The 11,678-nt window shown below is 69.4% G+C and carries 10 protein-coding genes and 1 tRNA gene; 4 read left to right on the top strand and 7 right to left on the bottom strand.

Going from position 1 to position 11,678, the window contains the following annotated elements:
- Window positions 1-277 precede the first annotated feature (277 nt).
- Window positions 278-350: transfer RNA gene (locus tag OZ403_RS26010), tRNA-Gly, on the bottom strand.
- A gap of 60 nt (window positions 351-410) precedes the next feature.
- Entirely contained in the window at window positions 411-2,624 is a 2,214-nt protein-coding gene (locus tag OZ403_RS26005) for an ABC transporter substrate-binding protein (protein WP_268782044.1), read from the bottom strand.
- Between the two features lie 157 nt (window positions 2,625-2,781).
- Between OZ403_RS26005 and OZ403_RS26000 the strand changes: the two genes are divergently transcribed.
- A complete protein-coding gene (locus OZ403_RS26000) occupies window positions 2,782-3,621 on the top strand; it encodes a discoidin domain-containing protein (RefSeq protein WP_237077404.1) in 840 nt (279 codons plus the stop codon).
- A 54-nt stretch (window positions 3,622-3,675) separates the two neighbouring features.
- Here OZ403_RS26000 and OZ403_RS25995 read toward each other — a convergent pair whose 3' ends face one another.
- The 4 genes from OZ403_RS25995 to prfA all read right to left on the bottom strand — a co-directional run bounded on the left by OZ403_RS25995 (window position 3,676) and on the right by prfA (window position 7,454).
- Window positions 3,676-4,065, bottom strand: coding sequence for a zf-TFIIB domain-containing protein (locus OZ403_RS25995; protein WP_140793954.1), 390 nt, complete (start codon window positions 4,063-4,065; stop codon window positions 3,676-3,678).
- A gap of 145 nt (window positions 4,066-4,210) precedes the next feature.
- The gene (gene murA / locus OZ403_RS25990) at window positions 4,211-5,473 is read right to left on the bottom strand and encodes a UDP-N-acetylglucosamine 1-carboxyvinyltransferase (RefSeq protein ID WP_140793952.1); all 1,263 of its coding nucleotides are present in this window, start codon (window positions 5,471-5,473) and stop codon (window positions 4,211-4,213) included.
- Window positions 5,474-5,487: 14 nt separating this feature from the next.
- Window positions 5,488-6,369, bottom strand: a complete 882-nt coding sequence (gene prmC, locus OZ403_RS25985) for a peptide chain release factor N(5)-glutamine methyltransferase (protein ID WP_140855981.1) — start codon at window positions 6,367-6,369, stop codon at window positions 5,488-5,490.
- Window positions 6,366-7,454, bottom strand: a complete 1,089-nt coding sequence (gene prfA, locus OZ403_RS25980) for a peptide chain release factor 1 (RefSeq protein WP_140793948.1) — start codon at window positions 7,452-7,454, stop codon at window positions 6,366-6,368. Before prfA ends, prmC begins: the two co-directional genes overlap by 4 nt.
- 155 nt (window positions 7,455-7,609) lie before the next feature.
- Here prfA and OZ403_RS25975 point away from each other — a divergent pair, with 155 nt between their 5' ends.
- Complete coding sequence (locus OZ403_RS25975) at window positions 7,610-7,732, top strand: hypothetical protein (RefSeq protein ID WP_013941470.1); 123 nt, start codon at window positions 7,610-7,612, stop codon at window positions 7,730-7,732.
- Between the two features lie 27 nt (window positions 7,733-7,759).
- Here the strand turns inward: OZ403_RS25975 and OZ403_RS25970 are convergent, their stop codons facing one another.
- Window positions 7,760-8,959: a CapA family protein gene (locus OZ403_RS25970; RefSeq protein WP_268782043.1), complete on the bottom strand. Its 1,200-nt coding sequence runs from the start codon at window positions 8,957-8,959 to the stop codon at window positions 7,760-7,762.
- 62 nt (window positions 8,960-9,021) lie between these two features.
- On the opposite strand from OZ403_RS25970, the gene OZ403_RS25965 reads away from it, so the two are divergent.
- Both OZ403_RS25965 and OZ403_RS25960 read left to right on the top strand, forming a co-directional pair.
- Window positions 9,022-9,837 (top strand): tetratricopeptide repeat protein, encoded by an 816-nt coding sequence (locus OZ403_RS25965; RefSeq protein ID WP_011554885.1) that lies wholly within the window; start codon window positions 9,022-9,024, stop codon window positions 9,835-9,837.
- A 3-nt stretch (window positions 9,838-9,840) separates the two neighbouring features.
- Window positions 9,841-11,232: a hemolysin family protein gene (locus OZ403_RS25960; RefSeq protein ID WP_140793944.1), complete on the top strand. Its 1,392-nt coding sequence runs from the start codon at window positions 9,841-9,843 to the stop codon at window positions 11,230-11,232.
- Window positions 11,233-11,678: the final 446 nt, after the last annotated feature.

Raw genomic sequence — 11,678 nt, 5'->3', positions numbered from 1 at the left:
GGCGCCCCAGGCAGCGGCGAGGAAGGAGCCGATGAAGGAGAGGAGGCCGCGAGTGGACGGGGCAGGACTGGTGAGGAGGAGCTTCGATTTCGACAAGCTGTCCTTCGCGCCTATCCCCAGCAACCGCCGGAGGTGCAGCAGGCGCGAGCCGGGGAGGGGCGCGGCGGGACCAGCTTCGCGCCGTTTGCTGCATCCTTGCTGCAAGACGTCCCGAGGCCCCAAAACACGAAGGCCGGCAGTCCCGAGTTTCCTCAAGGACTACCGGCCTTCATGAGTGAGCGGCGGAAGGGATTCGAACCCTCGACCCCGAGCTTGGGAAGCTCGTGCTCTACCAACTGAGCTACCACCGCAGGCGAAGCAGGGCGCAAAGTACGGGCCGCCCTGAGGCTTGTCAACGGGAAGTGAGGCGCCTACTCCGACTCCTCGACGGTGAGCTGGTACGAGTCCTGGAAGTTGGACTCGCGGTTGCGCGCGTCCCGGACCTCGAAGAGGTAGACGCCCGGCTCGGCGCTGTAGCGGATGCTCTCCGGCTGGTCGCCCTTGGCCCGGTCAGCCGTCTGCACGAGCGACAGCTTCCCGTCCGGCTGCACGCGGTGCAGGTACAGCCCCACGTCGACCTTCAGGATGCCCAGCAGCGTGGCGCGGATGGGCGTGCGCACCGGCCGGTCCGACAGGTCCAGCCGGAAGAAGTCCGTGTCCTTTACCGGATACACCGTGCCACGCACCGGCTGCCCCAGTGTCAGGTCCTGCGCCCGGTCCGCGGTGTTGTTGGGCTCGCGCTCCTCGCCGCCGTTGTCCGGCACCGTGGTGACGGTGATGCGGTAGGGCTGTTCGGCGTTCTCGAAGTCCTTCACCCACTTGCCGTCCACCTTGCGCGACGCGCCCTCCACTCGGAAGTAGCAGGCGCCGTTGCAGGCGACGTTGTTGAGGCGCTCGGGCTCCTTGATGGCGCCGTCGTTGGCGCGCAGCAGCACCGTCTCCTTGCCGGATTCCCCCTCCGGGGGCTCCACCATGGAGAGCACCAGGTCCAGGCGCTCCACGCCGGTCAGCTCCACCTTCGCCAGCACCGGCTCGGACGTCTTCAGGACGAAGTGGTCCACATCGCCCTTGGGCGCCAGGAAACCCTCGCGGTAGCCCCCGGCCGTGACGGTCGTGGCCTTGTGGAGCTCGTCGTTCGGCTCCAACTCCGCGCTGGCGCCGGCCTCCTCCTGCGACACGGTGAGCGTGTACGGCATGGTGGTGTTGAACGGCCTGCGGGCCTCCTTGCCAGTGCCCACCCAGCTCGTCTTCACCACCACGTAGACGACCCGGTCCATGGCGCGCACGCCGATGTTGCGCAGCGACAGCGTCTCGCCTTCCTTGCCGCGCAGGGTGAAGAGCGGCGCCTCCGCCGCGGACAGCACCGACAGCTCCGGCCGCACGCCGTCCACGCCGGTCAGCTCGATTTTCAGCGCCACCGAGGGCGGCTCGGGGGGCACGGGCACCGCCGTGCCCGCGTCCAGCGCGCGGGCAATGGCCTCGCCCACCGCCTGGCTGCCCACGGGCGGCGGCTCGCTGCCCGCGAAGGTGCCCTCCACGGCGGGGGAGGGCGGCGCCTCGTCACGCGCGAAGCCATCCACTCCGCCCTGGCCGGGCGACGCGCCCCGCCTGCCCTCCTGTGCCGTGAGGCCGGGCGTTCCATCTTCTTCGGTGCCCCGGGGGGCCGCGCCTTCCTCGGTCTCGAAACCGTTGCCAGTCAGGTCCTGCCTCGCCCCAGCGGCGCCCGCCCTAGGGTTGCCCTGTCCGTTCTGAGCGCCAGCGCCGGTCGTGCCCTGTTGACCGGCGAGGCCGCCGCCCATCGCGTCGTCCTGCCCCAGGGGGGCGCCTGCGCCTCCAGCGCCGGGCAGCGTGCCGCCCATCCCCTGCGGCGCGGTGCCATCTCCCGGGGACGGCGTGCCCTGCGACGGCGAATCGCCGAAGGGCGCGGTCGAGGGGTCCTCCGCCGTCCCACCCGGGCCCGCGCCTTGCGGAGCCGAGGGCTGCGTCGGGTCGGGCAGCTCGATGCGGTACCAGTCCTCGTCGCCGGCATGGCCCAGATAGGCCGTCACCGTCTGGCCCAAGCTCAGGCTCACCGCGTCTACGGCGCGGTCGTTGGGCTCGCGCTCCTCGCCGTCCTCGGGCGCGCGCATGCGGACCTCGAGCGTGTACGCGCCGCCCACACCCTTGCGGGAGGGCACCACGCGGATGAAGCGCTCGTTCTCCACGTAGAGGTTGGGGAACCGCTCCGGCTTGCCTTCGCCCTCGCTGTTGACGCCCACCAGGCGGTTGCGGTCGCGGTCATACACCTCCAGGGTGATGTCCCCGCCGGGCAGGCCGGACACGGTGACGTCCGCGATGCGCGGCGCGCCGGGCGCCAGCCGGTACCAGTCCTCGTCCGCTTTGTTCGGCTGCGCGGTGAGCTCCGCGCTCACCGTGCTGTTGCGGGTGATGTCCAGGGCCTGGTCGGGCCGGTCGTTGGGCTCCTTCTCCGTGAGAGCGGCCGGTCCCGTCTCCACCGGACCCGCGTCCGGAGCTTCCGGCGCCTTGTCTTCCTTGCAGCCGGCCAGCATCAGCCCCAGCACACAGGCCCACCCCCAGCGTCTCATCACGGTCTCCTCCAGAACAGGCCGCCATCCTTCCCGTCAGGGACGGAGTGTCAAGCACCCCAACATCCGCGCGGGCGCTTTCATCCGCATCTACCCGGCCGCTCCGTGCGTGCTCGGACTGGAGCCGCGCTCGCGAGGCGATCAAAGATGCGGAGACATGCGACGCCTGCTCCTCGCCTCCCTCCTGTCCGCCACGGCGGCCTCCGCCGCATCCAATGTCCCGCCAGGCTACGTCCAGGCCTCCGACTGGCTCGACCGCACCAGTCAGCCGGAGCGCTACGGGCCCCTCAACGTGCTCGACGGCCGCGACTCCACCGCGTGGTGTGTCAGCGGAGACGCGCCCGCGTCCTTCACCTTCGGTTTCAAGGACATCGTCACCGTGGACGAGGTCCGCGTGTACACGGGCGACGGCTCGGACCGGGCCGCGTTCAAGGCCCGCGCCCGGGCGCGGAAGCTCACCCTGACCGGCATCAAGGAAGCGCGCAGCGTCAGTGTGGAGGACAAGCGCGGGCTCCAGGTGGTGCCCCTCAAGCCCGGACTTCGGGGCGCTCGCTTCACGCTGGAGGTGTCGGAGCGCTTCCCGGGCGCCAAGGACGACGCGCCCGTGTGCGTCACCGACATCGTCTTCTACGCCGGCGGGAAGGCCCTCAATGGAACCTGGCTGGCGCCCAAGCTGCGCTACAACGGCCGGCTGGCGCCGCTGCTCGGCACCTGGTTCGGTGGCCTGAAGGGCGCACCGCACCGCTTCCTGTCCTTCTACCTGGACGGAACCTACAGCCTCACCGAGGAGCCCTTGGAGGGCGAGGTGTCCACGACAGTCAGTGGCGCCTATACGCTGTCCGGAGAGAAGCTGTCCCTCGACGTCCCCCCGCACGGGCGGGTGACTGTGCGCTTCCCGCGAGGGGACTCCGAGGGGACACGCCCGCCGGATGCGTCGCTGGCGTTCGACGGGCCCGTCGCCGAGGCCTGGGGCGACGAGTTCCGCAGCCAGCGGTGAGCTGACGGGCTGGCTGCCGCCCGCCCGGTTTCCCGGGGGGGCGAGGCACTCCGCCTACAGAGCGGCCATCTTCCGCTTCGCGCCGAAGTGGCGGAAGAACGCGATGATTTCCTCGACCGCGATCTTCACGTCGGTGGCGTCCTGGAACTCGGATTCCAGGAAGATACCGCCGCAGGACTCGCAGGTGTCGTAATGCAGCGGATGCTGGCGGTCGCCACCGTCCACGCGGACGAGGTCGACCTGGCACTCGGGGCACTGACCGGTCAGTGCCTCTGCATCCACCTTGCCGCCCTGGCTCTCCAGCCCGGGGAGGTTGTTGTGGAGCAGGACCCGGTTGAGGTCCGCGACGTCAATCCAAAGGCCGCCGCAATCTCCACACTTTCGCAACGTCTGATCATCCCCCTCGAGATCGGACATCTCGACGTTGCAGCTGGGGCAATCCATGGGGCGGTTCCATTCTCCTGTTGGGGGGGAGTGGTGTTCTCCCCAGTCGATGGGAGAATGATAGGTCGCGCGAAATTTCGGATGCAACCCGCCTTGCGCCTTCTGTTGGCAACGCGCCGTCCCGTCGCCCCCCAGCCCCCCAGCCCTACGCCTTCTCGCGGCGGATGTCCGCACCCAGGGCGCTCAACTTGCGCTCCAGGCGCTCATAGCCCCGGTCCAGGTGGTAGACGCGGCTGACGTCGGTGCGGCCCTCCGCTCGCAGCCCGGCCAGGATGAGTGACGCACTCGCCCTCAGGTCCGTTGCCATGACGGGCGCGCCGCTCAGGCCCTTCACACCCTTCACCACCGCGGTGTGCCCCTGGATGGTGATGTCCGCGCCCAGCCGGTGCAGCTCCGGCACGTGCATGAAGCGGTTCTCGAAGATGTTTTCGCTGATGACGGACGTCCCCTGACTGACAGACATGAGGGCCATCAGCTGGGCCTGCATGTCCGTGGGGAACCCTGGATGCTCCGTGGTGGTGATGTTCACCGCGTCCAGCCGTTGGGGCGCCTTGCAGCGCAGGCCGTTGCCCTCGGTGGTCATCGTGCACCCGGCCTCGCGCAGCTTCTCCACCAGCGCGTCCATGTGCTCGGGCACCACGCGCTTCACCAGCACGTCGCCGCCGGAGATGGCCGCCGCCACCAGCAGGGTGCCGGCCTCGATGCGGTCGGGGAGGATGGCGTGCTCCACCGGCTTCAGCCCGTCCACGCCCTCAATGGTGATGATGGACGTGCCCGCGCCCTCGATGCGCGCCCCCATCTTGTTGAGCACCTTGGCCAGCTCCTCGACCTCGGGCTCGCGGGCGCAGTTCTCCATGCGGGTGCGGCCCTTGGCCAGCACCGCCGCCATCATCACGTTCTCCGTGCCGGTGACGGTGATGACGTCGAAGTTGACGGTGCCGCCCTTGAGCTGCTTCGCCGTGGCCTCCACGTAGCCTTCCGTGAGGTGGATGTCCGCGCCCAGCGCCTTCAGCCCCTTGAGGTGCTGGTCGATGGGCCGCGCGCCAATGGCGCACCCGCCCGGCATGGACACCCGCGCCCGGCCGAAGCGGGCGACGAGCGGCCCCAGCACCAGCACGCTGGCGCGCATCGTCTTCACCAGCTCGTAGGGCGCCTCAGGGGTGATGTGGCCGTTGACGCCCACCCGGCAGACGTCCGTCTTCTCCGAGTCGCGCTCCGCGTCGCAGCCCATGGTGCGCAGCACCTTGAGCATGGTGGCGACATCCGCCAGGTCCGGCACGTTGCGGTAGGTGGAGGTGCCGTCGGCCAGCAGCGCCGAGGCGAGGATGGGCAGCGCCGCGTTCTTCGCGCCCGAGGCCTGCACTTCGCCGTGCAGCGCCTGGCCGCCCTTGATGACGATCTTGTCCATGGTTCCCTGCGTCTTCAGCCCTGTGGCTCGCTGGCCACGGGCTGTGTCCCAAATGCCATCCGTTCCCGCCGCTCCAGGTCCTTCTCCACCCGTGCGTCCGCGTAACCCGCGGCACGCAGGAGCTCCAGGACGGCGGGGCCCTGGTCCTCACCAATCTCCATTGCAAGGAGGCCGCCAGGCTCCAACCACTGGCGCGCGCCCGTCACCACCCGGCGCACCGCCACCAGTCCGTCCGGCCCGCCGTCGAGCGCCAGCTTCGGCTCGCGTCGCACCTCGGCGGACAGGCCGGGAATCTCCCCGGAGGCGATGTACGGCGGGTTGGAGACCACCACCTGGAAGCGCTCGCCCTCGGGCACCGGGGCGAAGAGGTCGCCCTGCAGCACCGTCACCCGGTCCGCCACGCCCAGCGCCTGGGCGTTCTCCCGCGCCAGCGCGCAGGCGTCCGGCGACAGGTCGGTGGCGATGACGGTGGCCTGTGGCCGCTCGGCCGCCAGGCTGATAGCGATGCAGCCGGAGCCGGTGCACACGTCCAGCGCGCGGCCGGGCGCGTCCTTGGGAAGCATGCGCAGCGCCGCCTCCACCAGCAGCTCCGTCTCCGGGCGCGGAATCAGCACCCGGGCGTCCACCTTGAAGGGGCGGTTGTAGAACTCACGCACCCCCGTCAGGTACTGCGTGGGCTCGCCCGCCATGCGCCGCTCGATGAGGGCACGGAAGGCGCCCAGCTCGTCCTTGGAGAGCGGGCGGTCCAGGTCCACGTACAGCCGGACGCGGCTGAGCTTGAGCACGTACGACAGGAGGATTTCCGCGGTGAGCCGCGGGGCATCCACCTGTCGCTTCTCGAAGTGCTGCGTCGTCCAGGTGAGGACCCTGCGGATGGTCCAGGGGTCGCTGCTCATGCGGAGGGCTTCGGGCCGCCGGCCGTCTGCGCCTTGAGCGCTTCGGCCTGGTAGTAGGTCCGGCAGGCGGTGATGACGTCGTCCACGTTGCCAGCCATGACGCCCGGCAGGTTGTGCACGGTGAGGCCAATGCGGTGGTCGGTCAGCCGGTCCTGCGGGAAGTTGTAGGTGCGAATCTTCTCGCTGCGGTCACCGGTGCCCACCTGGGCGCGGCGCGCGGAGTCGCGCTCGTTGCGGATGCGCTCCTGCTCGATTTCGTAGAGCTTCGCCCGCAGCATGCGCATGGCCATGGTGCGGTTCTTCAGCTGGCTCTTCTCCTGCTGGCACTTCACCACGATGCCCGTCGGGTGGTGGATGAGGCGCACCGCGGAGTCCGTGGTGTTGACGCTCTGGCCGCCCGAGCCCGTGGAGCGCATCACCTGCATCTCGATGTCCGCCGGGTTCACCTGCACGTCCACGTCCTCCGCCTCCGGCATCACCGACACCGTGATCGTGGACGTGTGGATGCGGCCCTGCGTCTCCGTGGCCGGCACTCGCTGCACGCGGTGTACGCCGGACTCGTACTTCATGTTGCTGAAGACGGCGTCGCCGGACAGCGTCACCGTGGCGTCCTTCACGCCGCCGGCGTTGCCCGGGCTCATGTCCAGGATGTCCGCCTTCCAGCCCCGGCGGTCCGCGTAGCGGAGGTACATCTGCATGACCTCCTCGGCGAAGAGGGCCGCCTCGTCACCGCCCGCGCCCGCGCGGATTTCCAGGATGACGTTCTTCTCGTCATTCGGGTCCTTGGGCAGGAGGAGAATCTTGAGGCTGGCCTCCATCTCGTCGCGCTGCTCCTTCAGGCCGGGCAGGGACTCGCGGGCAAAGGCCTTCTCGTCGGCGTCGCTGCTGCCGAGCCAGGCTTCGACCTCGCTGAGGTCGGCGAGCACCTTGCGGTAGGCCCGGAAGGCCTCGACCAGCTTCTCCAGGCCCGCGCGCTCCTTGGACACCTTCTGGAGCCTCGCCGAGTCGGCGAGTACGTCGGGGTTCGACAGGTCGGCGGTCAGGCGTTCGAACCGGCGTTCGACGTCTTCGAGTTTGTCAATCATCGTCGTTCCGGGGGGTATTGCCCCTTTGCACGGCCTCTGGCAAGGGCGGGCGGAGTCAAGAAATTCCTTGGACGCTTGGGCGGGAGCATGAAAAAAGGGCCGCCCTCACCGCGCTGAGCGGTCGGTTTCACATCACCTACACGGAGTCCTTCCACATGCCCGCCCAGAAGGGAAATCGTTCCAAGAAGAAGGTCGCCAACCGCGCCAAGGGCCGGAAGGCCCAGCTGAAGCGCCGCCGCAGCCGCGCCAAGAAGGGCCAGTCCAACAACAAGGTCTAGTGCGTTGGCTACTCCCTCCCTCGGACTTCAGGGGGAGGGAGGCGGACGGGCCCACGGCTCCAGTTCGGGCAGCATCCGCTCCACGCCTTCTGAAGACTCCGCCAGGAGCCGCAGCACCGCCTCCGCCGCCTCGCCCGTGACGGGCACCGGCTGGAAGGGCAACTCCGGGAAGCGGTCGGTTCTCAAGGGCAGAACCTCGCTGGACACGTAGCCGCCGTCGGGCCCGAAGTGGCCCTTCCACAGGGCGCCGCGCTTGTCGCGAGGGTTCCAGTTCCCCCCGAAGACGAAGTTCCCCAGCGAGTAGACGACAGGTCTGCCCTGGTACAGCTCCATGGCTTGTAGGACGTGCGGGTGGGCGCCCAGCACACCCGCGGCGCCCGCGTCGATGGCGGCGTGGGCCAGCCGGACCTGGTAGGGCTCCGGGGTGTAGGTGCCTTCGCGCCCCCAGTGGAAGTAGGGCAGGACGATGTCCGCCTGGGCCCGGGCCGCGGCGATGTCCTCCCTGAGCATCTGCTCCATGACGGCCTCGTCGGAGAAGTGGCCGGCGACCCCAGGGGTCGTCTCCGTGGCGTAGACCCCGGGCGGTTCGATGTTGCGCGTGCCCAGGAAGAAGTAGCCCAGCAGCGCCACCCGCTGGCCACCCACGGTGAGGATGGCGGGGCGCCGGGCCTCCGCCAGGTTCCGGCCCGCGCCGAAGTAGGGGATGTGCGCCGCGTCCAGGGTGTCCAGCGTGTCGAGCAGGCCCTGGGCGCCGTAGTCCATCAGGTGGTTGTTGGCCAGGCTCACCACGTCCACGCCGCCGGCGGTGAGGATGCCCACCAGCTCTGGCTTCGCGCGGAAGTTGAAGTTCTTGGGCAGCTTCTCGCCGCGCTCGGTGAAGGGGCACTCCAGGTTGACGACGAACAGGTCGGCGGCGTCCGTCAGGGGCTTCACCTCCTGGAACCCGTAGGACAGCAGGGCGTCCCGGGGGCGGCCCTTGGCGGTCTCCGCGTCGTAGTGTGTCTGGTAGTTGTGGCCCAGCGTCACGTCGCCGCCCACGATGATGGACACGGAGCGGGCCTGGGGCTCGGCCACCGGTGCCTCGGCGGAGGGGGCGGGCGCCTGGCCCGCATCCCCGGGGGCGGGGGACTGTCGGGCGGGCTCCTCCGGCGGTGATAGCTCTGGCGGGGGGACGGCGCGGGGGTGACAGGCGGACAACAGGAGCAGCAGCAGGGCGACGTGGCGCATGGGCGAGGGGAAACTCTACCTTGCACCTCTTGGAGCGCGGCGCGTAGATTGCCCGCGCGCTCATGGCCCGCGAAAAGGACAACATCGCTCTCTCCGACGAGCACAACACTCGTGGAATCGAGCTGGCGGACCGGGGTTGGCTCGACGAGGCCATCAAGGAGTTCAAGAAGGCCATTGACCTCGACCCGAGTTCCGCGCACGCCCACGACAACCTGGCGACCGTCTACGCGGAGAAGAAGCTCTTCCGCGAGGCGCTGTCGGAGTACCTCACCGCCCTGAAGCTGGAGCCAGAGAGCGCCACGGCGCACTACAACCTGGCCTGCTTCCTCTCCACCCACGCGGGGGAGATGGCGGTGGAGGAGTACAAGGAAGCCATCGAGTTGGACCCGGAGTATCCGGACGCCCACCTCAACCTGGGCCTCACCTACGCGGACCAGGGCCGCGTGGAGGAGGCGATGCGCGAGCTCCAGACGGCCATCGAGCTGGACTCCCAGGATGCCTTCCCCCGTCACGAGCTGGCCGCGCTGATGATGGACGAGGGCGACTACCGCTCCGCCATCACCCAGTTGAAGGAAGTGGTGCGCCTGGAGCCGGACAACTTCGAGGCGCAGCTGGATTTGGGCATCTGCTTCGCGCAGAAGGGCTTCTACGCGGAGGCGGAGCGCGCCTATGAGCGGGCGCGGGCGCTCAACCCGGAAGACCTGCTGCTCAACTACAACCTGTCCGCCCTGTTCGCGCTGTGGGGGCGTCCCAAGGACGCCGTGCAGTACCTGCAGAAGTCGCTCACGGCGGACCGGCCGAAGGTAATGGGGTGGCTGTCCACCGACCCCATGTTCGACGCCCTCAAGGGTGACCCGGACTTCGAAGCCTTGTTCTGAGCCATGGGCAACGAATGGTTGTTCCTGGGGTTGGCGATCCTCCTCGTATTCGCCAACGGCTTCTTCGTGGCGACCGAGTTCGCCATCGTGAAGATCCGCGCCACGCGGCTCCAGGCCCTGGTGGACGAAGGTGCGCCGGGTGCGCCCACGGCCATGAAGATGGTGGAGAAGCTGGACGCGTACCTCTCCGCCACGCAGTTCGGCATCACCCTGGCTTCCCTGGGCCTGGGCTGGCTGGGTGAACCGGCCTTCGCGCGTTTGTTGGAGCCGGTGCTGGTGCCGTTGGTACCAGAGGGCGCCTCCACCACGTTGGCCCACTCCGCGGCGGTGGTGATTGGCTTCAGCATCATCACCTTCCTGCACATCGTCCTCGGTGAGCTGGCGCCCAAGAGCCTGGCGATTCAGCGGCCCGAGGACACGACGCTCGCGGTGGCGCTGCCCATGCGGGTGTTCTACGTCCTGTTCTACCCGGCCATCGTCCTGCTCAACGGGCTGGCGGCGTGGGTGCTGCGCGTCTTTGGCCTCCAGTCGGTAGGGGAGGCGCACGAGGCACACAGCGAGGACGAGCTGCTGGTCATCCTCCACAGCTCGGCGCAGGCGGGCGCGATTACGACGGCACGCGCGGAGCTGCTGGAGCGCGCGCTGGAGATGGCGCAGAAGACGGCGCGGCAGGTGATGGTTCCGCGCAACCAGGTGAAGTTCCTGGACGTGGAAGAGCCACTGGAGAAGTGCATCGCGGATGCTCGCGCGGCGGGCCACACGTGGCTGCCGGTGTGCCGGGGCAACCTCGACGAGGTCGAGGGCGTGGTGAACGCCAAGGACCTCTTCTTCCTGCTGTCCCGGGGCGAGCTGCGCAGCCTGGCGCAGGTGCAGCGGCCGGTGCTGTTCATCCCCGAGGGCGCCACGCTGGAGCAGCTGCTGGCGGAGTTCCGGCGCCGGCGCCGGCAGACGGCGCTGGTGGTGGACGAGCACGGCGGCACGTCCGGGCTGGTGACGATCGCCGACGTGGTGGCAGAGGTGGTGGGCGACGTCGCGGAGCTGGGCCGCCGCATGGACGAGGTCCGCGCGCTGCCTGGCGGCCGCTTCGAGCTGCCGGGCACCGCGCAGCTCGACGACCTGGAGGAGCGGCTGGACGTCAACTTCGACCTGGACGAGGACGAAGAGGGCGAAGTGACGACCATCGCCGGCTACCTCATGACGCGGCTGGGCCGTGTTCCCGTGAAGGGGGACACGCTGCGGCTCGACATGTGGCGCATCGTCGTGGACGCGGTGGAAGGGCCACGCGTGGTGCGCGTCACCGTGGAGCCGCAGTCGCGGACGGCGCCCGCGCGCACCGTGTCGGACGGCTCGGCGGGCTCCGGTGAGCCGCCCCCGAGCGCCTCGAACGATTCCTGAGCCCGTCGACGCTGGTTCCTGGCTGGGGCTTCTTCGCTGCGGGCGATCCGCGCTTCACGACGCGGCGGTTCTGTCTCACCCTGCCCCTGGTCATGATGCGTGCGTGATGCCCGTCACGCGCGGCTGCCACATCGACGTTCGCGTGCTCGACGTGGCCCTCCCGCATCGCGTCGACACGCCTGCCTGTCAGGTGGGCACGGGCGGCGCGTTCGTGTGGGCTCGGGTGGGGCCGCGCCGAAGGAACCCAGCGTCTACCGAGGGCATGTCAGACCGGAATGCTACGTCCCGCGGAAGGTCACGCGCTCGCGTGGCGCAACAGGACTCAACAGGGCTGAAGCAGCCACACCGGCGGGAGGACGTCATGGGAGCGTAGAAGCGCGGTGCACACGCCGCCGCCTCGCAGTGCGCGCGCTACAGCTACAGAGCACGTCCGCTCTGTCGCAGAC

Origin of the sequence: Myxococcus sp. NMCA1, assembly GCF_026810205.1 — a bacterium.
In the GTDB taxonomy this organism is placed as follows: Bacteria; Myxococcota; Myxococcia; order Myxococcales; family Myxococcaceae; genus Myxococcus; species Myxococcus xanthus_A.
Note: the sequence above shows the minus strand (reverse complement) of the source record. Positions and strands in the feature narration are given on the sequence as shown.

Bases quoted from the DNA above. Each gene is read 5' to 3' on its own strand.
- OZ403_RS26005 (WP_268782044.1), bottom strand. From the start codon at position 2,624: ATGAGACGCTGGGGGTGGGCCTGTGTGCTGGGGCTGATGCTGGCCGGC.
- OZ403_RS26000 (WP_237077404.1), top strand. From the start codon at position 2,782: ATGCGACGCCTGCTCCTCGCCTCCCTCCTGTCCGCCACGGCGGCCTCC.
- OZ403_RS25995 (WP_140793954.1), bottom strand. From the start codon at position 4,065: ATGGATTGCCCCAGCTGCAACGTCGAGATGTCCGATCTCGAGGGGGAT.
- murA (WP_140793952.1), bottom strand. From the start codon at position 5,473: ATGGACAAGATCGTCATCAAGGGCGGCCAGGCGCTGCACGGCGAAGTG.
- prmC (WP_140855981.1), bottom strand. From the start codon at position 6,369: ATGAGCAGCGACCCCTGGACCATCCGCAGGGTCCTCACCTGGACGACG.
- prfA (WP_140793948.1), bottom strand. From the start codon at position 7,454: ATGATTGACAAACTCGAAGACGTCGAACGCCGGTTCGAACGCCTGACC.
- OZ403_RS25975 (WP_013941470.1), top strand. From the start codon at position 7,610: ATGCCCGCCCAGAAGGGAAATCGTTCCAAGAAGAAGGTCGCCAACCGC.
- OZ403_RS25970 (WP_268782043.1), bottom strand. From the start codon at position 8,959: ATGCGCCACGTCGCCCTGCTGCTGCTCCTGTTGTCCGCCTGTCACCCC.
- OZ403_RS25965 (WP_011554885.1), top strand. From the start codon at position 9,022: ATGGCCCGCGAAAAGGACAACATCGCTCTCTCCGACGAGCACAACACT.
- OZ403_RS25960 (WP_140793944.1), top strand. From the start codon at position 9,841: ATGGGCAACGAATGGTTGTTCCTGGGGTTGGCGATCCTCCTCGTATTC.